Here is a 23,366-nt window from a genome sequence, read left to right on the forward strand (position 1 = left end):
CGGAAACATGGCGGCGCTGGCGTGGGTGGAAATCCACCCATCGCGCGTTTCGGAAAGCCACGGCCATGATTTCCTAGAGGCCGGTGCGTCGCCTCAGATCGGCGATTTCGTCGGCGCTGAGCGCTCGCGCCGCACCCTTCGGCAAATCACCGAGAGCGATCGCCCCAATCGAGACCCGCAGCAGCCGCAAGACTTCGAAGCCGAGCGCATCGAGCATGCGGCGGATCTGGCGGTTTCGACCTTCCTCGAGCTCCACTTCGATCCACATGTTGCGGTCGCCCGCCCGCAAGCGTTCGGCCCGGGCCGCCCGCAACGTCTCGCCGCCCTCGTCGATACCGGCGACCATTTGCATGAGCTGCGCGTCGTCGATCTGGCCCGTCAGTTGTACGTGGTAGACCTTGCCGACATGGGTTTCCGGGTCGAGCAGTCGCTGGGCAAGCACCGTGTCGTTGGTGAACAACAGGAGGCCCTCGCTCGCCTTGTCGAGGCGGCCGACTGGCGACAGATGGGTGGAATCCACGTCTTTCAGGCAATCGAAGACCGTCGGCCGGCCTTCCGGGTCATGCCTGGTCGTCACCAGCCCGCGCGGCTTGTTCAGCATCAGGTATACCTTGTCTTCGGCAAGCACGGCCTTACCGTCGACGGCGAGACGGTCCTTGTCGACATCGACCCATGCAGAAAGACCGGGGGCCTTGCGCCCGTTGATGCTGACGCGGCCCTCAAGCACGAGCTTCTCGGCCTGCGTGCGCGAGCAGTACCCCAGCTTGGAAAGGGCACGGGCGACCGTCACGCGTTTGCCCATATCGGCCGCATGGCGGCGGCCGGTATCGCGGACTGCTGTCGGTCGCTTCTGTTTCACGTTCTGGTCTTCCGGTTCTCAGTCGTCACGCGGTGCATCGCTACGCTGCCGAGCATAGCCGGCGGCGCGAGCGTCAGCCGATCTTGCTATAGTCGATCCGCCGGGCGAGCCAGCAGCCGATCGTCAATCCCGTCACCTTGCCGTCTGCGTCACGCGAGACGAGTACGGTCCAGTCTCCCGGTGCCGGCGCGTCCATCGAGCGCTTGCAGCGCAGCAGCCAGACATCTTCGGCGAGCGGCCGCATGGCGTGCATGGCGCCAGAGCCAAGCGAACCGTCGAAACCGCCATAGAAGACGCCGTTGGTGGAGACGATGTCGAGATGGGCGTCGAGTTCTGCCGCATGGTAGCGGCCAGCGATATCCGGCTTGGCGGTGCCGGAGATGCGCGCGGCGTGAACCGTCAGGTTCTCACGCGGGCGCTCCATGTGAAGCGAGGCGCCTTCCACTTGAAGCGCAACGGCCGCCGACTGCGCGCGGCCATCCGGTCCGACGTCAAGCGTCTCGGCGCCTGTGGCGAAGCTCAGCACGACGCGGGATTTGCCGGTCGGCCTGGTAACGAGTGCAAGGCCCGTTTCCGGATCGAGATAGCTGCCGGTGCCGTCGGCGTCCCAGGTGCCGGTCGCGGGCTCGGCATCGCTGTGGCCAAGGGCGACCTTCATCAGCGCCGTCGCGGCCGCATGGGCATCGGCCTCGTGATTGAACATCACCACGACGGAAAGGCGCTCGGTGGGCGCGTAGAGCCGGCGGCTGCGGAAACCGCGCAGCGCGCCGCCGTGGCCGGTCATGGCGATGTCGCCGATCTTCTCATGCGCAAGGCCAAACCCATAATGGGCCGGGCGGCCATCGGCATAGGTCTGCGGTGCGGACAGGCGGCGATAGAGGCCGTTCGCGTCATTCCGTGTCCGGTCGATGAAGCATTCCCAGGCGAGCATATCGTCGAGCGAAGCGGAAACACCGGCATCGCCGGCCCAGTAGATATTGTTGACCGCCTCGAAATAACCGGCCGTCTCGTTGCCCTCGTAGCCGACGATGCCGTCGGGGGGCAGGCTCGTATCGGCGGTGAGGGCGGCGGTCCGCATGTCGGCCGGGCCGAAGACGGAGTGCTGATAGAGTTCGGCCATCGAGCGCCCGGTATGCTCTTCGATGAGGTCGGCGAGAATGCGGAAATTGCCGTTCGAATAGGAGTAGCGCGTGCCCGGCTCGAAATGGGTCGAGCGCGCGGAGGAGAGCAGGGGACGTGCGTCCTCGCGGCGGAAGACGCCGTCGTGCCTGGCGCCCTGCAGTACGGTCAGCGCCCAGTAGTCGCGCAGCCCCGACTGGTTGTGACAGAGGTGGGCGACCGTCGGGCGCCTGCCTTCAAGCAGAGGCAGGTAGGCATCGAGCGCGCGGTCGAGCGTCGCCGGTTCGCCGACGGCGTCCAGAAGCACGGCGCAGGTCATCTGCTTGGTGATCGAGCAGATCGGTACGCGGGTCGTCGCCGTCATCGGCCTGCGGGCGGTAAGGTCCGCATAGCCCCAGCTGTGGCTGAGGATCACCTGGCCATCCCGGACCACGCCGGCGACGCCTCCGGGACCCGGATAGTGCTGGGGCAGGGCCTTTAAGGCGCGTTCGAGGGCGGAGAGTTCAAAAGTGGTCATGGCGCTGAAGGATCGGTCCGACGAAGGGCAGGGTGGTGTCTGCCTTCGTTCGTACCGCCCCCTCCGGGCACTTGCAATGCCGCGCTGACCGCTCTCCTCAGCCGGCGCTGGCCTGGGCGTGATAGAGCCGGCTATACGCGCCCTTGGCGGCCAGCAGCGTCGCATGCGGCCCCTGCTCGCGAATGCCGCTGCCGTCGACGACGACGATGCGGTCGGCATCGCGGATCGTCGCCAGCCGATGCGCGATGATCAGCGTCGTGCGCCCCTTGGAAAGCTCGGCGAGAGACTGCTGGATGGCTCTCTCGGTTTCCGTGTCGAGCGCCGAGGTGGCCTCGTCGAGAATGAGGATCGCCGGGTTTTTCAGGAACATGCGGGCGATTGCCAGCCGCTGCTTCTGCCCGCCGGAAAGCTTGACGCCGCGTTCGCCGATCACCGTGTCCATGCCCTCGGGCAGGGCGGCAATCATGCCGTCGAGCCGGGCGCGCCGCGCCGCGTCCAGGATGTCGGCTTCGCTCGCGCCGAGCCGCCCATAGGCGATGTTGTCGCGGATAGTGCCGGCAAAGAGGAAGACATCCTGCTGAACGATGCCGATCTGGCCGCGCAGCGACGACAGGGTAATGTCGCGGATATCGGTCCCGTCGACGGTGATCGAGCCGTCGCTGACCTCATAGAAGCGCGGCAGCAGCGAGCAGATCGTCGTCTTGCCGGCGCCCGAGGGGCCGACGAAAGCGATCGTCTCGCCGGCATGGATCGTCAGGTCGATGTTCTGGATGATCGGCTTTTCGGCGCTGTAGCCGAACGAGACATTGCTGTAGGTGATGTCGCCCTTGAGATCAGCGACGTCGGTCGCTCCGGGGCGATCCTCGATATCAGGCTCGGTTTCCATCAGTTCGAGGAAGCGCTTGAAGCCGGCGATGCCCTTCGGATAGGTTTCGATGACCGAGTTGATCTTCTCGACCGGGCGGAAGAAGACGCCAACGAGAAGCAGGAAGCTGACGAAACCGCCATTGGTCAGCTCGCCCGTCAGCACGAAGTAGCATCCGGTGATCATCACGATCAGCTGCGTCAGCCGCATGCTCATGTAGCTGAGCGACGTGCTCGCCGCCATGATACGATAGGCCTCGAGCTTAGTGCGGCGATAGTTCTGGTTGTCGGTCTCGAACAGGCTGCGCTCGTGCTCCTCGTTGGCAAAGGCCTGAACCACGCGCATGCCGCCGACATTTTCCTCGATACGCGCGTTGAAGTCTCCGATCCGGCCGTAGAGGTTGCGGAAATTCCGGGTCATGCGCCCGCCGTAGCGGCTGGTCACCCAGGCCGTCAGCGGCACGACGGCGGCGGTGATCAGCGCCAGCTGCCAATGCACCATCAGCATCAGGATCAGCGCGCCGATGAAGGTCATGATCGCAATGAACAGGTCTTCCGGCCCGTGATGCGCGACTTCGCCGATTTCTTCCAGATCCTTGGTCAGCCTTCCGACGAGATGGCCGGTCTTCTGGTTGTCGAAGAACGAGAAGGACAATTTTTGCAGATGGTCGAAGGCCATGCGCCGCATGTCCGTCTCGATATTGATGCCGAGCATGTGGCCCCAATAGGTGACGGTCGCCATCAGGCCGGTGTTGAGCAGGTAGACGATCAGCAGCCCCACTGAGGACAGCAGGATTAGCGTCCACTCCTGGCTCGGCAACAGCTGGTCGACGAACAGCTTCACCGCAATCGGAAAGCCGAGTTCGAGCAGGCCCGAGAGCACGGCGCAGGAGAAGTCGAGAATGAACAGGCCGCTATAGGGGCGGTAGAACGCGAAGAAACGCTTCAGCATGCACGTGCACTCACTGGGGGCGGGGGGCGCCGTGGGGCGCTGATAGAAAGATGATTGTCAATGTCATGTTTTTGGATCGAAACCAACCCAGAAAAGCGCGAAAGCGTGTCGGGCACGTGACGCAACAGATGTCTCTTGCACCTGCGAGACGCAATCGGTTCACTTCGGCACCAGTGGGAAGGAAACGTTAACCATAGGCTTCGTAGAAATGGAATCAGCAGAACAATTCGCCTTCGATTGGGGACACCGGAGGCGGAGCGATTGTTCGATACCGAAACGCGTAGGGCGTCTTTGTGCGTTCGAGTGAGCGCACGAAGTCCAGGGGGCAAACGAGACGATGGCAGGCAATCAATCAGTGGAAGCCACGGAAACCAACACCATTGTTCCGTTTCCCGTGGTCAGGAGATTGCATGCCATTCGCAGTGCTGCCGCCGAGCTTGAAGAACTGCACGGTGCCGAGGCGCTGCAATTCTGGCGCCGCCGCTGCCGCGCTCTAGCGGACGAGCTTTTTGCCTGCGGCTGCTCGGAAGACGAAGTCCGCCGTCAGGTGATGGACTTCCAGGACGAGGTCCAGGTCGAGCTGCAGCATCGCCACCTCTCGCGCCTTTCCGCAGGCGCAATGAGCCAGTAGCTGCCGCGGCTCAGGCCACCGGCAATTCCGGATCCCAGGTAAAGAGCTCTTTTGCTCTGGCGATACCGCGCAACGCGAAGCGGCCGAGCGAGACGGCGTGGACCCGTTCATCCGGCGGGCAGGCTTCGACGAAATCAGACGACATGATCATGTGCCGCTCGACCGAACGGCACATCGAGGCAATGCGGCTCACCTCATTGACCGCCGGGCCGACCACGGTGAAATCGAGGCGGGTCTGGCTGCCGATATTGCCGTAGAAGACTTCGCCGATGTGGAGCCCGAGATAGACCTCTGTGGTCGGCTTGCCATCAACCTGCCGGCGGGCGTCGAGTTCCGCAAGCATACGGCGCAGCTGCCGTTCGGCGGCGATTGCGTTGGCGCAGGCGGTCCCCGGATCGTCGGCATTGAAGATCGCCAGTACACCGTCGCCGATCAGCTTCAGCACGCTGCCGCCATGGTCGTGAATGGCGGTGATCACGGTTCCTGAATAATCGTTGAGAAGCGGAATGATCTCGTCGGGGGCGGCGGTGTCGGAGATGCGCGTATAGCCGCGCAGGTCGGAAAACCACATGACCGTTTCGATGCGTTCGGCCGAACCGCGGGCAATGCTGCCCTTGACGACGCGCTGGCCGGCATCGGCGCCGAGGTAAACGTCGGCAAGCGTGCTGATGATGCGAACGCAGGAGCCGGCCTTCACCGCCAGCGCAAGCGTCGGCAACAGGATCCTAAGCGCTGCGATGTCATCCTCGCTGAAGCCGCCGTCGCTCCGCGTCGTCCAATAGGAATAGAAACAGTCCATCTCGCCGACACGGCCCTGGTCGGTGAAGTGGTGGATCATGCTGACGCAGTCGGTGTGGCCCTCACCCTTCAGCTTGTCCAGTATGTTGTAGGTGGTGCCTTCGTCGGCTGAAAGCCGGATGCGGCGCTCGGCGGTTCGGTCGCGCAGCATGTGGTAGAAGATCGAGTTCTGCCAGTTCAGCAGCGCCTCACCCGTGGTCGTCGAGCCGTACTGGATGACTTCCGGGGTGATGTCGCTTTCATCGTTCCACTGGAAGGCGCGCCCCTCGAATTCGGGGTGCAGCGTGTCGATCAGCCCGAGCGCGCGGGCAAGGTCGAGACCAGCTGCCCGACATTGCTCGCAGAAGCCGGCAAACAGCTCCGGCTCGTCCAGTCCCTTCAGGCCCTGTTCTGAAAGCCAGAGCACGATATCGCGTAGCTGTTGGTCGTTCATGGCGCATCCCGCTCGGCCGAGGTCGACTGCCTGATGATGTGGTGCATCATCCATAGCCGAACCAGGGCTCAGAGCGAAAGATGCAGTTTGCCCGCCTCGCTTTCCGCCGGAACCGCGCAACAGATGAGCGCTTCGTCTTCGGCGACCGGGAAGGAAGGCTGCGAGGGATAGGTTACCCTGCCCTCCAGCACCGGCGTCCGGCAGGTGCCGCAACTGCCGTTGCGGCAGCCGTAGTCCGGGTTGAGACCGCGTGCCTCCGCGAGATCAAGCAGCGTGCCTTCGCCCGGCTGCCAGCGCGCCTCCTTGCTCGACTTGGCAAAGACGACGTGAACGGGGGCGCTCGCCGCCGGCTCCATCGCGGGGGCAGAACCGCCGTCCGGCCGCCGGGTCAGCGACGACAGCCCGAAGGCCTCCGCATGGATGCGGGCATCGGCGATGTTGAGCGCCCGCAGACCGTCATAGAGCGACTGGGTGAAGGCGGCCGGGCCGCAGAGATAGAAATCGTAGTCGTCGAAGGGCAGGGTGGCCTTGAGATGGGTGAGGTCGATGCGACCGGCGATGTCATAGTCCTGACTTTCGATGGCCGTTGCCGGCTGGCTCAGCGCCCGCACCAGGCGGATGTTGCCCTCGCCTTTCGCGACGAGATCGGCGATCTCCCGATCGAAGGCGCGTTCTTCCAGCGAGCGGGCGGCATGGAAGACCCAGGTCGGGCGCGTGCGCCGCTTGCGGCGGCTTTCAGCGACAACGTGCTTCAGCATGGCAAGGATCGGCGTGATGCCGACGCCGGCGCCGATCAACACGGCCGGACGCCGCTCGGTTCCGTCGATGGTGAAGCTGCCGGCAGGCGCACGCGCCTCGATCCGGTCTCCCGGTTTCAGCCCATGTAGCTGCCGGGAAGCCACGCCGTCCTTCTTGACGCTGATGCGGTAGAGACCATCCGTCGGTGCCGAGGACAGCGTATAGCTTCTGACGAGCGGTCTTTCGCCGTCTTCGACCTTGATGCGGATCGGTAGGTGCTGGCCGGCCTGGTGGGCCATGAGCCCGACGCCGTCATCCGGTTCGAGGTAGAGCGAGCGGATCGTCGTGCTCTCGTCCTCGACGCGGGCAATCCGGAACGGGCGCCACGCATCGGCAAGGGCCGCGGCCTCTAGCCGGACCTTCGCCTGGTCCCAGTCGCCGGTGGACGTGAGGCTTGGAGACCAGCCGCCCTCCTCGAAGGCCCAGCGAAGCGGCAGGCCGTCCTCGCGGTAGATGACCTTCTCCGGCCGGAAGCGCCAGAGCCGCTCAGCTCCTTGGAATGCCGCGATCTCCGGGGAGGACAGGATGACTTCGGCGCTGCCGGTCATCTGCAGCATGTCGCCGGTCGCAAAATCGACGAACAGCAGGCCGGCGCGCGGATTGAGCATGAAATTGCCAAGCGTGTTGAAGAACAGGTTTCCGGAGAAGTCCGGGATCGTCAGCACGCCATCCTCGCCGATCTGTACGAAACCCGCCTTGCCACCGCGATGCGAGACGTCGACCTGGCGCTCGCCACTGTCGCGATCGACATAGGAGGCGACAAAAAAGGTGTCGGCCTTGGCGATGACCGCACGGGCGCGGGCGTCGAGCGCGTCACCATGTACCGGGCGCACCGATGCCGACTGGCGTGGGTCTCGAACGAAGGTGAACTGGCGAAGCTGGATATATTGCGGGCAGTTGCCGAAGCTCTGCCGGACGCGGAGCGTGAAGCCGTCGTCGCCATCGCGTTGGATCGCGCCGTTCAGCCGGTTCCGGCGCCGGGTCTCGAGCTGAATGCCGAGCATGCCGATGGAGTGCGCGTCGTCCATGCCGGCATCGGCCGGATCGTCCGGGTCGCGCGGCAACTGGATGTCGAGGTTCCAGGCATCCGGCGCCTGCATGAAACCGGGGGCTGCGGCGCGCATCGTCGCCCAGACATCGCCGCTCGCATCGACTGCCCCGAACATGGCGAAGGGCAGCATCGGGAAGAATTGCTGGTGCTGCTCCGGCATGAAACTGCGCACGAAATTGCGCCCGGTCGCATCCATGCGCTCGGCGACGCCGAGGCTGCGCTGGATGGCGAGTTCGCCTTCGTGCCAGGGCGAATCCGGTTTTTTCTGCTGTGCGTTGTCCGGCATGGTGGGGTGTCCCGGTTGCAAGGGGACCGGGGCAGCGCTGCCGCCCCGGGAGGTTGGATCAGGCCGCGAGGCCGACCGCGGTCTTCTGGAAGCTGACGAAACCGGGCAGGCGCTCAATACGCGAAAGCCAGGCGCGGACATGGGCATAGTCGGTAAGATCGACGTTGCCTTCTGGAGCAGCGGATACGTAGCTGTAGAGGGCGACGTCGGCGATGGTCGGCCTTGCGCCCACGAGGAAGTCGTGGCCGGCAAGCTCGGCATCGATCTGTGCAAGCACCCGGTAGGCCCTGGAGATCGCCCCTTCTGCATCCAGATTGGCGCCGAAGACGGTGACGAGACGCGCGGCTGCCGGACCGAAGGCGATGTCGCCGGCGGCAACCGAGAGCCATTTCTGCACCTTGGCCGCTGCGGCCGGATCTTCCGGCAGCCAGTCGATGCGGCCGAGCTTCTTGGCGAGGTAGACGAGGATGGCGTTTGAGTCGGCGATGACAATGCCCTCGTCGTCCAGCACCGGCACCTGGCCGAAGGGATTGAGCGCCAGGAAATCCGGCGCCTTGTGTGCCCGCGCCTTGAGATCGACGTCGATCAGCTCGTGCGGCACGCCGAGCAGCGACAGGAAAAGCTGCGCCCGGTGCGAGTGGCCGGAGAGCGGGTGGCGATAGAGTTTCATGGAAAATGTCCTCGAAGAGCTTGAGAACCGTCACGGCTCTCCGGCGACCCGGAATGAACCGCCTTCGAGGATCAATCTATGACTTTCCAAATTTCGGCAGTAGAATGCGATTTCGATAGTCTGATTTCCAAATATCGGAAGGATAAAAATGGATCGCCTCGATGCCATGGGCGTTCTGCTCGCCGTCGTCGAACACGGCAGCCTTTCGGCCGCCTCCCGGCACCTCAAGGTGCCGCTCGCCACGATCAGCCGGAAGCTTTCCGAGCTTGAAGCGCATCTGGGCGCGCAGCTCGTCACCAGGACCAACCGCCGGATCCAGCTGACCGAGGCCGGCCGGGCCTATGTCGAAGCTGCCAAGGAAATTCTTGCGCGGGTCGAAGAGGCGGAACGGGTGGCGGCTGGCGAATACAGAACGATCAAGGGTGATCTGACGGTTTCCGCACCCATCGTCTTCGGGCGCCTGCACGTGCTTCCCGTCCTGGTCGATTTCCTCAAGGCCCATCCCGAGGTCGATATGCGGCTCGCCTTGGGCGACCGGTTCGCCAATCTCGTCGACGATCACATCGACGTGGCGCTGAGGATCGGCAACCTGCCCGACAGCGCTCTCGTGGCGACGAAGATCGGCACGGTGCGTCGGGTGGTCTATGCGAGCCCCGATTATGTCGCGCGGCACAGCGTGCTCCGGCATCCGAGCGAACTTGCCGATCATGATTGCATCACCTTCGAAAACGTCACGGCCGCCCATGTCTGGCGTTTTCTCGACGAGGGGCGCGAGCTGGCTGCGCCGATCCGGTCGCGGCTGATCGTCAATACGGCGGAATCCGCCGTCGACGCGGCGATATCCGGTCTCGGCTTGACGCGGGTGCTCTCCTATCAGGTGGCGCGCCAGGTGGCGGACGGCCTGCTCGTGCCACTGCTGGAAGACTTCGAGCACCCGGCGCTGCCGGTCCAGCTCGTCTATCTTCCGCAGGGGCTGGTGCCGATGAAGCTGAGGGCCTTCGTCGATTTTGCAGCCCCGCGGCTGCGCGCGGTCCTGCGATAGCGGGGAGGCTTCCTAGTCCGTCTGGTTGCGGTCGCCGGTCATCGGCCGGATGTGGCGGGCGTAGGTCCGGCCGACGCGGATCTCGCTGCCGTCGGAGAGAAGGGCGATGAGCGCGGCGAAGGGGGCTTGCTTCAGCCCCACGATACAGTCCCGACGCACGATCGAGCTGCGGTGCAGCCTCAGGAATTCCGCGGGATCGAGGCGACGCTCGAGCGAGGCAAGACTTTCGTGGTGCAGATAGGACCGGCCATCGACGTGTATGCGAACATAGTCGCGTTCCGCCTGAAAGCGCACCACCCGGTCGAGCGCGATCCGCACGAATTCTCCCCGGGCCTTGATCCAGAGGTCGTCCGTCTGGGTCTCGTGCTTGCGCAGTGCCTGGCGGAGCGCCGTCACGGTCTCGTTGAGTTCGAGTACCCGCTCGGCGCTCGTGCGTGCGGCGATCGCAACACGGGCCCGCTCGACCGCCGTGCGCAGGCGGCTGGATTCGATCGGCTTGGTGACATAGTCAACCGCAGCCGCTTCGAAGGCGCGGAGCGCATAGTGGTCGAAGGCGGTAACGAAAACGACCGCGGGCGCGTTGTCGCCCAGCTGCTCGAGGATGTCGAAGCCGGTGCCGCCGGGCATCTGGATATCGAGCAGGATAGCGTCCGGCGAAAGTTCGGCCACCATCGAGCAGGCCTGCTGCACGTTGCCGGCCGTTCCCACCACCTCGACTGCTGGAATTGCCCCGAGCAGGCGAAGGAGGCGCCGTCGCGCCAGGGGCTCGTCGTCGATGACGAGGATTGAAAGCGGAACAGTCTGGATTTCATTCATGCAAGCCTCAGGGGCATTGTGATTGCAGCTCTGAAACGACGGGGGGTCACGAGGCCCGAAACGCAGGCGCCGACACCCGGAAAACGGGCCTGGACGCGCTCGGCAACATTCTTGAGGCCGATCCCCGTGCCCGGCCACCGGGCGGTATCCGGCGCCGCTGCAATGTCGTTTTCGACGGCGATTTCCAGCGCCTGGCCCACCTTGGCGGCGCTGATGACGATTTCCACCTGATCCGGCGAACGGCTGACGCCGTGCTTGACGGCATTCTCGATCAGCGGCTGCAGGATGAGGCTTGGCACCAGTGCCTCCTCAAGGCCGTTGGCGATGTCCATCCGGAGCCGCATGCGGTCGCAATAGCGCTCGCCCTCGATGTGCAGGTAACCGGCCTGGAGTGCGAGTTCGTCGGCGAGCCGCACGTCGTGCAACGGATCGAGCTCCAGCGTCGTGCGCAGAAAGTTGGACAGCGACATCACCATGCGCGTGGCGGCAAGGGGCTGCCCCTCCTCGATCAGGCCGGTGATGGAGTTGAGCGTGTTGAACAGGAAATGCGGATTGACCTGGTAGCGCAGCGCCCGCATCTGCGCGGCCAGGGCTTCCTCGCGCGAGATGGCCAGGCGCCGCTCGCGCTCGCGCAGTTCGAAGCTGTAGAGCAAGGCGACGAAGAAGAAGGACCAGCCGACGAAGGTCGCCATGCTGTAGACCAGCGTGTAGCCGATGCTGGTCCAGTCCGGGGCGATCGGGTCGGGACGCACGATGAAAAGATAGAGAAGAAAGTCGACGCCGGTATTGGCGATGGCGGCCATCAGAGCGGTCGCGAAGCCGACGACGATCTTCAGCGCGATGTGCTGGTGGCGGACGCCGAACATCGAAGCCGCGATGCCATAGGAGAAGGCCATGCCGCAGGACATCAGCAGCAGCTTGCCCGGGGCCGACATGATCGGATCGATCCCGAGGATCGCCCACAGAATGCTGCTGACCAGGAATTCCACGAACCAGTAGAGAAAACCGAGCCAGAGCGTCGCGCGCCGCAGGCTGGCGATATAGGCGCTCTCGTCCACCGATCTTGCGTCATCCTCAAGGTTCATGGCCATTTTTATCGTTCAACCTGCCGCCGATGTCGATTGCCGTTCGTCGGTCAAATCGAGCCGTTGGCAGAAAGGCCCGGACTTTTGACCATTGCCGGCCGTCGTTGGCCGGAGAGCGGCGATCAGGCCAGCCGCAGCGGCATGGTGATCGCTGCCCGAAAGCGGTGGGGAGCAACGAGGCCGGAAATGAAGGCGCCGACCTCGGGAAACCGGGCTTTGATGCGGTCGGCGACATTCCTCAATCCGGTGCCGGTCCCGGTCGGTTTATTCGCCGGGCGCGGCGGCTCGCCCGCCATGTCGTTTTCGACGGAAAGCTCCAGCGTCTCGCCCTGCCTTGCCGCCCGAATCACGATCTCGACGACGCCGATTGAGCCGCCGACGCCGTGCTTTATCGCATTTTCGATCAGCGGCTGAAGGATCAGGCTTGGCACCAGCGCCTGCTCCAGGCCCGGTGCAATGTCGAGCTTGACCCGCATGCGGTCAGAGAAGCGCTCGCCCTCGATGGTGAGATAGCCGAGCTGCAAGGCCAACTCGTCGGCAAGGCAGACGTCCTGCATCGGATCGAGCTCGAGTGTCGTGCGCAGGAAGGAAGAGAGCGAAAGCACCATGCGGCGGGCGGTGGTCGACGCGCCCTCTTCGATCAGCCCGGCAATCGAGTTCAAGGTGTTGAACAGGAAGTGCGGATTGACCTGGTAGCGCAGCGCCCGCATCTGCGCCGTCAGCGCTTCCTCCCGTGTCACGGCAAGCCGGCGTTCCCGCTCGCGCAGTTCGTAGTTGGCAAGAAGGGCGATGTAGAGAAACGCCCATCCGTGAAACAGTGCCATGCAATAGATGAGCGTGTAGCCGACATTGGTCCAGTTGATCGGGCCCGGATCGCCATGCTCGATCAGGCCGTGACTGAGGAAATCGACGCTGGCATTGATCGCCGCGGCGACGAGCGCCACGGCAGAGCCGAGCAGAAGCTTGAAGAGGATGGACCGGCCTCGGAAGCGAAAGAGCGCCGCTGCCATCGCATAGGACATGAGTGTCCCGTTCAGCATCAGAATCAAGGTGATTGGCGCGATCGCGATCGGGTCGTATCCGAGGAAAGCCCAGAGCGTCGTGCTGATGACGAACTGCATGAACTGGTAGAGGAGCCCGAGTACGAGCGTCGTTCGCCGAACGCTTGCGGCATATCCAGCCTCGTCAGGCAAAACCGTCTCATGTCCTCGCGCCATGCGAGGTTTTATCCTTCAAGTCCATACGGTTGTCGATTGCCGTTCGTCGCCGAAAACAAGCCGTTTGCAGAAAGCCACAGCCCTTCAACGCCACAATCTGCCGTTTGCAGAAAGCCGAATTCTCGCTTTTTGCGGGCTTGCTATAGCCGCCCCCATGACCCGTGCTTTCCCGGCGATTCCGATCGCCTGGGAATTGTGCGCCCACGAATGCAAAGGAAAAGGGGCAGACATTGAATACCTGTGCGAAGGCGGACGTTTTGAGGATCAACCTTTTGAGCTCGACCGCGCTCGGCCGGGCCGGCCTTGTCTCGATGCTGCTGGCGGCGGCGCCGTTCGCAGCGTCGCCGGCAAAGGCGGCCGGATTGCTGGTTCCAAACGACACGACGTGGTCCAGCGACCATACGATCAACGGCAATCTCGTGATCCGTGGCGGGCCGGGCGGCGCGACGCTTACGATCAACAGTGGCGCCAAGGTTGAAAGTACCGATGGCTACATCGCAGACAGCCGCGGCAGCGTCGGGACGGTCGTCGTCTCCGGGCCGGGCTCGACCTGGGACATTGTCGATGCCAACCCCAACGGCGACCGCATGCTCTTTGTCGGCGGCTTCGAAGGCGGTATCTATGGCGGCAAGGGCACGCTGATCGTCGAGAACGGCGGCAAGGTTTCGGCCAAGGAGACCTATGTCGGCGCCCTGCAGGAGGGCGACGGAACGCTCGTGGTGCGCGGCGCGGGTTCCATGCTAAACACCGAGTTCCTGGGCGTAGCCTACGGCGCACTGACGCTCAACACCGCTACGGTTCGGATCGAGGACGGCGCCCTCGTCAACACCAACAAGACCTACTTCGAAAACGGCACGGTTCTCGTCACCGGCGACAATACGCGCTGGGTCAACACCGGTGAATTCACGATCGGCGACAGCTTTACCGTCGAAAAAGGCGCTGTCGTCTCGACTAACACTGCGATCCTGCGCGAGGACGAAAGCACCGACACCATCCAGGCTGCCATCGACGGCGCCGGCAGTGAGCTCAAGGTCGCCGACAGGTTGCTGATCGGCGAGGCTGGTCGGGCGAACCTTTCGATCGCCAACGGCGGCAAGCTCTCGGTTGGCGGTGACATCGTGCTCTCCGCCGTCGGCGGCATCAACAACGAGGGCATGGGCAACCTGACGATTGGCGGCAAGGTCAATCTCAACAACATCGCTGAACCGATCGCCGAACAGGCGCAGGCGGCAGGCACGGTCAATTCCTCGGCGAAGATCGATTTCGGACCGCGCAAGGGCTACGTCAACTTCAACCATACGAACACGGGCTACGAGTTCGCCAACACGATGGTCGGCAAGGGCACGATCACCAACTTCTCCGGCGAGACCATCGTTGGCGGCGACCTGTCGAAGTTCTACGGCAAGGTGAATGTCTCCGGCGGCAAGCTGGTCCTGAAGGGCAATATCGACACGATCGACAACGACCCGGACAACGGTCCCGTGGACTTCAGCGAGACTCGGTTCGAAGTGTCCGGCGGCACCCTGATCGTCGATGGCGAAACGGGGCGGGTAGAGGGTGATCGTTTCTATACCAATGAAGTGAATGTGCTCGGTGAGTTGAACCGCATTCGGAATCCGAACTCGACCGCTTTCGGCAGGCTCGGCGGCTCCGGCACGGTCGGCGACACGTTTATCGACAAGAATGCGATCATCTCGCCCGGCAACAATTCGACCGGCACGCTGACGATCATGGGCCGGCTGGATATGGCCTCTGGCTCGATCTATGAGGCCGATATCGCCGGCGACGGCCGCTCCGACCGGATCGTTGTCAAGAGCATAGGCACCAACGACAACACCGGGATCGCCAAGATCGGAACCGGTACCAATGTCCAGGTGACGGCACTCGACGCCAACACCAGCTACAAGACCGGTCAGACCTACACGATCCTGACCGCCGATCGTGCGATCGAAGGCAAGTTCGCCGAGGCGATTTCGAAATCGGCGTTCCTCGAAATCTCGCTCGACCAGAAGGAAAAGCAGGTCGATCTGACGATCAAGGTCAAGAACGGCGGCAAGCCGGGCGGCGAAGAGCCGGGTAAGCCGGGTGAGCCGGGTGGAGAGCCGAAACCGGGCGAGCCGGGCGGAGAGCCCAAGCCTGGTGTCTTCGAAGGCGAGGCTGCCACCGGCAACCAACGGCAGACGGCACTGGCGCTGAACACGCTTGCCCAGAGCGGCCCGTCGGTCGGCCTCTACAATGCGTTGACACTGCTCGACGGCGCCGGGGCACGCCGTGCCTTCGATCAGCTCTCCGGCGAAGTCCATGCGTCGGCCCAGACCGCGTTGATCAACGACAGCAGCCTGTTGCGCAACGCGGCGAACGACCGCATCCGCGATGCTTTCGGCGACGTCGGCGCTGCAAACGTCCCGGTTCTGGCCTACGGTCCGGAGGACAAGATCACGACAGGCGCCGTCGCGGCGGTCAACTCTGTCCCGGTGGCGCCGCCGGCCATGGTCGGTTGGGGCCAGGTATTCGGCTCCTGGACCAACACCGACGGCAACGGTAACGCCGGTGCGCTCGATCAGTCGACCGGCGGCTTCGTCACCGGTTTCGATGCGGCTATCGCGGACAATGCGATCGTCGGCATCATGGCCGGTTACAGCCGCACCAGCTTCGACGTGGACAGCCGCTCGGCGAGCGGCAACAGCGACAACTACCACCTCGGCGTCTATAGCGGCAGCCGTTGGGGCGACGTCGCATTGCGCTCGGGCCTCGCCTACACATGGCACTCGATCAACACGTCGCGCAATGTCGCCTTCCCGGGCTTCAGCGATCAGTTGAAGGCCGATTATGACGCCGGCACCTTCCAGGCCTTCGGTGAAGTCGGCTACCGCATCGATCTGCCGAGCGTCGCGCTCGAGCCCTTCGCCAACCTCGCCTATGTCAGCCTGCACACCGATGGCTTCACCGAGCGCGGTGCCGCAGCGGCGCTGTCGAGCAGGAGCAACACGACCGACACGACGTTCACGACGCTCGGTCTTCGCGCTTCGGCGCCGCTCAGCCTCGGCACGACCGAAGCAAAGCTGCGCGGTATGCTCGGCTGGCAGCATGCCTTCGGCGATACGACACCGTTCTCGTCGATGGCGTTCGGCACGGGCAGCGCCTTCTCGGTCGCCGGTACGCCGATCGCAGAGGATGCGGCGATCATCGAGGCCGGCATCGACTTCGCGCTGACGGGCAATGCGAGCCTTGGCATCACCTATACCGGCCAGTTCGGCTCCGGCACGACGCAGAATGCCGTGGACGCCAAGCTCGACGTGCGCTTCTGATGGGCAGGCTCGTCTGGCTCTCGACAATGCTGATGGCGACCTTCGTCGCCATCACACCGCTTTATGGGCAAGACGCTGCCGGAAAGCCGGCAGCGCCCTCCCAGCTTTCGGAGACCTACGAGGACTGGAGCGTCGCCTGCGCCGAGATCGAGGGGAAGAAGCATTGCCTCCTCTCGCAGCGCCAGTTCCACAAGGGCGGTCAGCATGTGCTGACGATCGAACTCCGCACGGCGGCGGACGCCGGGCTTGAGGGGAGCCTCGCGCTCCCCTTCGGTCTCTACCTGGATAAGGGCGTGACGCTCGGTGTCGACGAGGCGACAGGCGGCAAGCCGACCGGCTTCCGCACCTGCCTGCCGCTCGGCTGCATCGTGCCTTTGACCTTCACCGAATCGACGGTTGCGCTGCTGCGCAGCGGAACGGCGTTGAAGATCGGCGCGTTTGCGAGCGACAGCGAAAAGGACGTAGCGTTCGCTGTCTCGCTCAAGGGCTTTGCCGCAGCGCTCGACCGGGTGATTGCCCTGTCCGGAAAGAGCTGAGGCAACGTCACGGCCTTCGCTTCGCCGCCAGCCATCTGGCGGGCGTTTTAAAGGCGCAGCCTCCCGGGGCGGGCCCGGTCGTGCAAAAGGGCGCGGCCGGGTCTTCTCCATGTGTAGAGCCGAGCATAACCATCCCGGCGCGCCACCGTTGGCGGGCGCGTTCGGCCTATCGGGAGGTTACGTCGATCGCCTCGCCGATGGCGTAGAAATGCCCGCCCGCGACATAGTGCAGGCTGCGCAAGGCGGGATCGGCCGTTTCGAACATCCAATGCCCGTCGCGAAACACCCGATCGTCGGCCCAGGCCGCGAAGACTTCGCCGATGAACAGGTCGTAGCGGCTCTCGATCGACGGCTCGCTGATCAGCCGGCAGGCAAGCCAGGCGGAGCAGCCGGCGACGAGCGGAAGGTCATGGTCAGGCATCTGGAACAGTTCGACGCCGGCATTGCGCAGCTTGTCGGGATCGTCGTGAAGGCTCGTGGTGCCCACCGCATGGGTCAGAACCGCCTGGATGGCGATCGGCACCTGGATGACGAACACGCCCGCTTCCTCTGCAAGGCTGCGGGTACGGGTGGCGCTGTCGAGCACCACCGTCAGCTTGGGCGGATCATAGTCGAGCGCGCAGGCCCAGGCTGCGGCCATCACATCTTCGATGCCGCCATGGCGGGCGGAAACCAGGACGGTCGGCCCATGGTTCAGCAGCCGGTACGCCTTTTCGAGAGGAACGGCACGAATATGCGAAACCATCTGACTACCTCAGCCGCCGTTGGCGGACATTGACCGATCATGCGTCTTCTATAGGGGCGCTGCATTTCGCCAACAAGCACAAGCTTTCGCGGTGCCGGAGGGGCGGCACGGCCATGGGCGCAAGGCGCTGAAAAGGATCCCGGCGGGAGCAACATAAGCGTTTGACAAACACATACCCGATTGGCTATACGTCATTACATAGCCAATCGGGTATGAGACATGACTGAGTTACAGGACGCGGTTTTTCGGGCGCTCGCCGATCCTACACGCCGTGGGCTCTTCGAACACCTTTGCCGGCAGGGGGACACCACGGTCGTCGGATTGCTGGCCGATGCCGGGGTTTCGCAGCCGGTCGTGTCCAAGCATCTCAAGATCCTGAAGGCTGCGGGGCTCGTGCACGACCGGCACGAGGGTCGCTACACCTATTACAGCGCCCGGCGCGAAGCGCTCGCGACGCTGGTTGACTGGACGACGGAGATGGCCGGCTTTTGGCAGGACCGCTTCGACGATCTCGATGACCTTCTCAAGAGAATGGACCAATGACCGAAACAACCGAAACCACCCGCTCCGTCGTCGTCGAACGCGATTTTTCCCATCCGCCGGAGAAGATCTGGCGCGCGCTGACGCAGCCACACCTGATTGCCGAATGGCTGATGCGCAACGATTTCGTGCCCGAAGTCGGCCGCCGTTTTACGCTTTCGGCCGACTGGGGCCAGGTCGACTGCAAGGTCGAGACGATCGAAGCGAACCGCTCGCTCGCCTATCGCTGGGACACCAAGGACCTCACCAGCGTCGTCACCTGGACGCTCGCTCCCGCCAATGGCGGCACGAGCCTGCGCATGGAACAGCGTGGCTTCAGGGCGGACCAGAAGTCCTATTTCCAGGGCGCAACCGTCGGCTGGCAGCGCTTCTTCACCCAGCTGGAAGAGGTCGTCGCGAAACTCGACTGATCGCCGCCGCCTCCCGTTGCTCAAAGCCAAGGTGCCAGAATGACTGCCCTGATCCGGAAAATCCATCGCTGGACGTCGCTGCTCTTCTCGCTGGCTGTTGCCGCCATCTTTGCCGGCATGCCAGTGATGACGCTGCCCGAATGGGTCTACTATTTGCCGCTGCCGCCGCTGGCGGTGCTTCTGCCGACCGGCATTTACCTTTTCGTGCTGCCCTATCTGGGCAAGCCGCAGAGCAGGATGCAGGCGGCCGAGTAGGAAATAGCGCCAGCCCGGCTCATTCCGCGGAAAGAGCCGGGCTGGCGAAGCGCTTGCGATATTCGGCCGGCGTGACGCCGACATGCCGCATGAAGGCGCGCCGGAGCGTGTCGGCATCGGCAAAACCGCAGCGGGCGGCGACCTGCTTGGGGGCGTCCTGCCCCTGCTCGAGCAGGCGCCGGGCCGCCGCGACACGGGCTTCCTCCACCCAGTTCGCCGGCGTGATGCCGACCTCGCTGCGGAAAAGCCGGGAAAAATGGCGCGGGCTGAGATCCATGCGTTTTGCAAGCGTCGCGACGCTGTGATCCTGTCCCGGATTGGCGACGACCCAGCGCTGCAGTTCCTGGAGCGCCGAGCGGCCCGCCGGCATGGCCTCGCCCTTGCGGCTGAACTGCATCTGCCCGCCCGGCCGCTTGAAGAACATCACCAGCTGACTTGCCACCCGCATGGCGATCTCGTGCCCGAGATCCTCCTCCACCAGAGCAAGCGCCAGATCGAGACCGGCCGTCACGCCGGCCGCCGTGCGAACCGGGCCGTCGCTGACGTGAATGGCATCCTCGTCCACCGTGACCTCGGGATAGCGCTGCGCCAGCCGCGCGGCGACGGCCCAGTGCGTCGTCACGCGCCGCCCGTCAAGCAGGCCGGCGGCCGCCAGGAAAAAGGCGCCGCTGCAGACGGAACCGTAGCGACGGACCGTCGGTGCACGTTGCCGCAGCCAATCAAGGACGATGCCGTCGGCGGGCACGTCCGTGGCATTGGGGCAGCCGGCGACGAGCAGGGTATCGATCGGATCGTCGAAGTCGCGGCCGATCACCCGGTCGGCTATCAGCCGCACGCCGGATGAGCTGCGCAGCGGCTCCGGCCCGGCCGCAGCGACGAGAAGGCTGTAGGCCTCCCGGCGGACCTGCGCGTTGGCTTCGGCAAAGACGTCGAGCGGGCCCGAGACGTCGAGGAGCTGCACGCCGGGCAGCGCCACCATCACGACGGTTCTGGTCTTCTCCTGCATCCGCGGCCGCTCCAAACCGGATTTGTCCTTATTTGACGTATCACGTCGATTGCGGACAATCCAGGCGGTTCTATCCTTTGGGTGCTTAGAAACTCAGGAGAAGACAATGCCGTTCATTGCCGAAGATGCGACCGTTCCCGACAGCAAGCTTGCCAGGGCGATTACCGAATACATCCGCGATACGGAAACGGAGCTGCTTTTCAACCATTCGAGCCGCGTCTACCATTTCGGCGCGCTTGCGGGCGTTCATCGCGGCCTGACGTTCGACCGCGAACTGCTTTATGCTGGCGCGATGTTTCACGACATCGGCCTGATGCCGAGCCATACCAGCAAGACCGAGCGCTTCGAAGTCGATGGCGCCCATGCCGCCCGCGATTTCCTGCGCAGCCACGGCATTTCGGAGGCGGATGCCTACACGGTCTGGACGGCGATCGCGCTCCATACCACGCCGGGCGTGCCCGAACACATGCATCCCGTCGTGGCGCTGGTGACGGCCGGCGTCGAGATGGACGTGCTCGGGCTGACCTACAAGCAATATTCCGACGCCGAGCGCGAGGCGGTGGTCAGTGCCTTCCCGCGGACGCCGACCTTCAAGGAGGACATCATCCAGGCCTTCTACGACGGCATCAGGCACAAGCCGGACACCACCTTCGGCAACGTCAAGGCCGACGTCATCGCCGACAAGGAACCGCACTTCCATCGCGGCAACTTCTGCAGCGTGATCCGCTGCTCGCACTGGCACGGTTAGCACGAGGCCGGTCGCTCGGGCCTTGGCCCGGGCGACCGGCTTTGCACGTCAGATGTCGATTTCCGTGGCTGAGCCAACAGGCTCATCCTTCAGGCTTACTCCATGAGGCAGTCGATCAATGCTCGGGTCGCAGCCGCAAGGTTTCTGTGCGGCGGATAAATGAGGGAGAAGGGACGCGACCGGCCACCGAATTCCGGCAGAAGCTCGACCAGACTGCCGCGCAAGAGCCGATCGCGCACGACGAAGTCATAGGTCTGGCATATGCCGAGACCCGCCTCCGCCAGCGACACCGTGCCCAGCACATCGTCCTCGACTTGCACGGGACCATGGGGCACCCAGTCGACATCCGAACCGTCGACCCGCAACAGCCAGGGAGCCGGGCGGCCGGTGCTCGGCATGAGGAAGGGCAGGCAGGTGTGGGCCGCGAGATCTTCGACCGATTGCGGCGCGCCGCACCGGGCGATGTAGCCGGGAGAGGCCACAAGCCTCAAGGGAGCGTCTGCGAGCTTGCGTCCGACCAGGCCGCTGTCTGGAAGCTGGCCGAGGCGGATCGCGAGGTCGTAGCCCTCGGCGACGAGATCGACATTGCGGTTGGCGATCGACAGCTCGACCGTAACGCCTGGATGGCGCAGCGCAAAACGCGCCAGTTTCTCCGGTAGCTGGAAATGCCCGAAGGTCGTGGAGGCGCTGAGACGGACCCGGCCGGCAAGCGCGCCTTCGCCCTGGATGGCCCGCTCCGCCTGGTCGATCGCGTCAAAGGCCACGCGGACCTGATCCAGATAGGCGCGACCCGCTTCCGTGAGGCTGATCCGCCGCGTGGTGCGCCGCACCAGCTGCGTGCCGAGCTTGGTTTCGAGGCGGGTGATCGCACGGCTGAGCACGGAGGGCGTGGTGGCGAGCGCCACTGCCCCGGCGGTCAGCGATCCCTTGTCCATGACGGTGATAAAAGCCTCGACGTCGGCGAGATGATCGAAGCGCCGCATTATTGCCTCTCAAGACCAAATCATTTCCATTGCGGCGCATTTATCGCCGCAAATAGAAGTAATAAATAAGCAGCATCAGTCAACGGTCGCAAGCTCAGACCCGCTCCAAACAGGAAAAGATGATGCCGAACCCCAGCGCAAATCCGAAGAAGCCCGTACTCTTTGTCCTCACCAGCCATGGTACCAAGGGGGATAGCGGGCAGCCGACCGGTTTCTATCTCGGCGAAGTCACCCATCCGCTTTCCGTGCTCGAAGCCGCCGGCATCGCGGTCGAATTCGCGTCGATCAAGGGTGGCGAGCCGCCGGTTGACGGCCTCGACCTGGAGGATGACACCAATCGACGTTACTGGAACGACGAGACGTTTCGCGCCGCGATCCGCACAACGGCCAGGCTCGACGATGTCGATCCCGCGCGCTACGCCGCCATTTTCTTCGCCGGCGGTCACGGTGCGATGTGGGACCTGCCGCAAAGCAGCGCCGTCGACCGGGTGACGCGTTCGGTGTTCGAGGCCGGCGGTGCCGTTGCGGCGGTCTGCCACGGTCCGGCAGCCCTCGTAAACGTCAGGCTTTCCGACGGCCGCTACCTCGTCGCCGGCCGCAATGTCAGCGCCTTTACCGATTCCGAAGAACGCGCCGTCGGCCTCGACAAGACGGTGCCGTTCCTGCTCGCAAGCACGCTTGTCGAGCGCGGCGCGACCCACCATCCGGCCGCGGACTGGACATCGAAGGTGGTTGTCGATGGCCGGTTGATCACCGGCCAGAACCCGCAGTCGGCGACCGGGGTCGGCGAGGCGCTTCGCGATCTCCTGAGCGCCTGATCCCGGCGTCGCCGGGCATTTGGAAAGTCCGGCAAAGTCTCTCCCGATCGTGCTGCCGGCGATGCGTCGCCGACAGCGTGAGGCGCGCCGGACAGGTGGGGCGCTCGACTGCCATTGCGTTGGCCATGGCGGGAAACCGGAAAAACCGCCATGTTCGCCATCCCTGTCGCGTCCGGTTGACACGGCCCGCACACCCTTGGGTAAGCCGTCGCCGGCCGGAAAGTTCCCTCAGTGAGGCGGGCGTCAGCCGCGCCGCGCCGCCTCGATCGCGGCGACGTCGATCTTGCCCATGGTCATCATCGCCTCGAAGGCGCGTTTTGCCTCGGCGCCGCCGGCCGCCAGCGCATCGGTCAGGACCCGTGGCGTGATCTGCCAGGAAATGCCCCATTTGTCCTTGCACCAGCCACAGGCGCTCTCCTGGCCGCCATTGCCGACAATGGCGTTCCAGTAGCGGTCAGTCTCCTCCTGGTCGTCGGTGGCGATCTGGAACGAGAAGGCCTCGTTGTGCTTGAACATCGGGCCGCCGTTGAGACCGAGGCAGGGAATGCCGGCGACGGTGAATTCCACCGTCAGCACGTCTCCCGCCTTACCGGACGGAAAGTCGCCGGGCGCGCGGTGCACGGCGCTGACCCGGCTATCGGGAAAGATCTCGGCGTAGAAGCGAGCGGCCGTTTCGGCCTCCTTGTCGTACCAGAGGCAGATCGTGTTCTTGGCCATGACGCGTCCTTTCGTTTTGAAGCCGGATGGGCCGTTTCCTTCGCCACCTGCCTTGCGAGATAGGTCGGTGGCCCCGTTTCTCCACCCTGATATTCCAGGGCGGAGGCGTTTGCCGGGCGCAATGTCGGTCCGATCCACATGCGCCGGGTCGTCGCATCCGCC

At 64.3% G+C, this 23,366-nt stretch carries 22 protein-coding genes; 9 read left to right on the forward strand and 13 right to left on the reverse strand.

What is annotated here, in order from left to right; all coding sequences use genetic code 11:
• Positions 1-73 precede the first annotated feature (73 nt).
• The 3 genes from M2267_RS26960 to M2267_RS26970 all read right to left on the reverse strand — a co-directional run bounded on the left by M2267_RS26960 (position 74) and on the right by M2267_RS26970 (position 4,311).
• Entirely contained in the window at positions 74-859 is a 786-nt protein-coding gene (locus tag M2267_RS26960) for a pseudouridine synthase (RefSeq protein ID WP_429118847.1), read from the reverse strand.
• A gap of 73 nt (positions 860-932) precedes the next feature.
• The gene (locus M2267_RS26965) at positions 933-2,495 is read right to left on the reverse strand and encodes a D-aminopeptidase (RefSeq protein ID WP_429118849.1); all 1,563 of its coding nucleotides are present in this window, start codon (positions 2,493-2,495) and stop codon (positions 933-935) included.
• Between the two features lie 97 nt (positions 2,496-2,592).
• Positions 2,593-4,311 (reverse strand): ABC transporter ATP-binding protein, encoded by a 1,719-nt coding sequence (locus M2267_RS26970; RefSeq protein ID WP_429118851.1) that lies wholly within the window; start codon positions 4,309-4,311, stop codon positions 2,593-2,595.
• 337 nt (positions 4,312-4,648) lie between these two features.
• On the opposite strand from M2267_RS26970, the gene M2267_RS26975 reads away from it, so the two are divergent.
• Complete coding sequence (locus M2267_RS26975) at positions 4,649-4,942, forward strand: DUF6074 family protein (RefSeq protein WP_429118854.1); 294 nt, start codon at positions 4,649-4,651, stop codon at positions 4,940-4,942.
• Positions 4,943-4,952: 10 nt separating this feature from the next.
• Here the strand turns inward: M2267_RS26975 and M2267_RS26980 are convergent, their stop codons facing one another.
• The 3 genes from M2267_RS26980 to M2267_RS26990 all read right to left on the reverse strand — a co-directional run bounded on the left by M2267_RS26980 (position 4,953) and on the right by M2267_RS26990 (position 8,978).
• Positions 4,953-6,173: an adenylate/guanylate cyclase domain-containing protein gene (locus M2267_RS26980; protein ID WP_429118856.1), complete on the reverse strand. Its 1,221-nt coding sequence runs from the start codon at positions 6,171-6,173 to the stop codon at positions 4,953-4,955.
• Positions 6,174-6,241: 68 nt separating this feature from the next.
• Entirely contained in the window at positions 6,242-8,308 is a 2,067-nt protein-coding gene (locus M2267_RS26985; RefSeq protein ID WP_429118859.1) for a pyridoxamine 5'-phosphate oxidase family protein, read from the reverse strand.
• A 58-nt stretch (positions 8,309-8,366) separates the two neighbouring features.
• Positions 8,367-8,978: a glutathione S-transferase family protein gene (locus M2267_RS26990; RefSeq protein WP_429118861.1), complete on the reverse strand. Its 612-nt coding sequence runs from the start codon at positions 8,976-8,978 to the stop codon at positions 8,367-8,369.
• A gap of 148 nt (positions 8,979-9,126) precedes the next feature.
• On the opposite strand from M2267_RS26990, the gene M2267_RS26995 reads away from it, so the two are divergent.
• Positions 9,127-10,020 carry a LysR family transcriptional regulator gene (locus M2267_RS26995; protein ID WP_429118864.1) on the forward strand — a complete coding sequence of 298 codons (894 nt, stop codon included), beginning with the start codon at positions 9,127-9,129 and terminating at the stop codon, positions 10,018-10,020.
• Positions 10,021-10,032: 12 nt separating this feature from the next.
• Here the strand turns inward: M2267_RS26995 and M2267_RS27000 are convergent, their stop codons facing one another.
• The 3 genes from M2267_RS27000 to M2267_RS27010 all read right to left on the reverse strand — a co-directional run bounded on the left by M2267_RS27000 (position 10,033) and on the right by M2267_RS27010 (position 13,138).
• The gene (locus tag M2267_RS27000; protein ID WP_429118867.1) at positions 10,033-10,836 is read right to left on the reverse strand and encodes a LytR/AlgR family response regulator transcription factor; all 804 of its coding nucleotides are present in this window, start codon (positions 10,834-10,836) and stop codon (positions 10,033-10,035) included.
• Entirely contained in the window at positions 10,833-11,921 is a 1,089-nt protein-coding gene (locus M2267_RS27005; protein WP_429118871.1) for a sensor histidine kinase, read from the reverse strand. Before M2267_RS27005 ends, M2267_RS27000 begins: the two co-directional genes overlap by 4 nt.
• 122 nt (positions 11,922-12,043) lie before the next feature.
• A complete protein-coding gene (locus M2267_RS27010; protein ID WP_429118873.1) occupies positions 12,044-13,138 on the reverse strand; it encodes a sensor histidine kinase in 1,095 nt (364 codons plus the stop codon).
• A 272-nt stretch (positions 13,139-13,410) separates the two neighbouring features.
• Here M2267_RS27010 and M2267_RS27015 point away from each other — a divergent pair, with 272 nt between their 5' ends.
• Both M2267_RS27015 and M2267_RS27020 read left to right on the forward strand, forming a co-directional pair.
• Entirely contained in the window at positions 13,411-16,446 is a 3,036-nt protein-coding gene (locus tag M2267_RS27015) for an autotransporter domain-containing protein (RefSeq protein ID WP_429118875.1), read from the forward strand.
• Positions 16,446-16,982 carry an invasion associated locus B family protein gene (locus M2267_RS27020; protein WP_043615252.1) on the forward strand — a complete coding sequence of 179 codons (537 nt, stop codon included), beginning with the start codon at positions 16,446-16,448 and terminating at the stop codon, positions 16,980-16,982. Before M2267_RS27015 ends, M2267_RS27020 begins: the two co-directional genes overlap by 1 nt.
• 166 nt (positions 16,983-17,148) lie before the next feature.
• On the opposite strand, the gene M2267_RS27025 is transcribed toward M2267_RS27020, so the two are convergent.
• Complete coding sequence (locus tag M2267_RS27025; protein WP_429118877.1) at positions 17,149-17,727, reverse strand: flavin reductase family protein; 579 nt, start codon at positions 17,725-17,727, stop codon at positions 17,149-17,151.
• Between the two features lie 219 nt (positions 17,728-17,946).
• On the opposite strand from M2267_RS27025, the gene M2267_RS27030 reads away from it, so the two are divergent.
• The 3 genes from M2267_RS27030 to M2267_RS27040 are packed head-to-tail and all read left to right on the forward strand — an operon-like array spanning position 17,947 to position 18,932.
• Positions 17,947-18,270 (forward strand): ArsR/SmtB family transcription factor, encoded by a 324-nt coding sequence (locus M2267_RS27030; protein ID WP_034787670.1) that lies wholly within the window; start codon positions 17,947-17,949, stop codon positions 18,268-18,270.
• Entirely contained in the window at positions 18,267-18,677 is a 411-nt protein-coding gene (locus M2267_RS27035; protein WP_429118880.1) for an SRPBCC family protein, read from the forward strand. Before M2267_RS27030 ends, M2267_RS27035 begins: the two co-directional genes overlap by 4 nt.
• A 39-nt stretch (positions 18,678-18,716) precedes the next feature.
• Positions 18,717-18,932, forward strand: coding sequence for a hypothetical protein (locus M2267_RS27040; protein ID WP_429118882.1), 216 nt, complete (start codon positions 18,717-18,719; stop codon positions 18,930-18,932).
• 19 nt (positions 18,933-18,951) lie between these two features.
• Here the strand turns inward: M2267_RS27040 and M2267_RS27045 are convergent, their stop codons facing one another.
• Positions 18,952-19,938, reverse strand: a complete 987-nt coding sequence (locus M2267_RS27045; protein ID WP_429118885.1) for a GlxA family transcriptional regulator — start codon at positions 19,936-19,938, stop codon at positions 18,952-18,954.
• Between the two features lie 106 nt (positions 19,939-20,044).
• On the opposite strand from M2267_RS27045, the gene M2267_RS27050 reads away from it, so the two are divergent.
• Complete coding sequence (locus M2267_RS27050; RefSeq protein WP_429118887.1) at positions 20,045-20,686, forward strand: HD domain-containing protein; 642 nt, start codon at positions 20,045-20,047, stop codon at positions 20,684-20,686.
• A gap of 95 nt (positions 20,687-20,781) precedes the next feature.
• Here M2267_RS27050 and M2267_RS27055 read toward each other — a convergent pair whose 3' ends face one another.
• Positions 20,782-21,669 (reverse strand): LysR substrate-binding domain-containing protein, encoded by an 888-nt coding sequence (locus tag M2267_RS27055; protein WP_429118889.1) that lies wholly within the window; start codon positions 21,667-21,669, stop codon positions 20,782-20,784.
• A gap of 122 nt (positions 21,670-21,791) precedes the next feature.
• Here M2267_RS27055 and M2267_RS27060 point away from each other — a divergent pair, with 122 nt between their 5' ends.
• Entirely contained in the window at positions 21,792-22,487 is a 696-nt protein-coding gene (locus M2267_RS27060) for a type 1 glutamine amidotransferase domain-containing protein (RefSeq protein ID WP_429118892.1), read from the forward strand.
• Between the two features lie 243 nt (positions 22,488-22,730).
• Here M2267_RS27060 and M2267_RS27065 read toward each other — a convergent pair whose 3' ends face one another.
• Entirely contained in the window at positions 22,731-23,204 is a 474-nt protein-coding gene (locus M2267_RS27065) for a VOC family protein (RefSeq protein WP_060517743.1), read from the reverse strand.
• Positions 23,205-23,366 lie beyond the last annotated feature (162 nt).

This window comes from Ensifer sp. KUDG1 (assembly GCF_050434285.1).
Lineage (GTDB): Bacteria > Pseudomonadota > Alphaproteobacteria > Rhizobiales > Rhizobiaceae > Ensifer.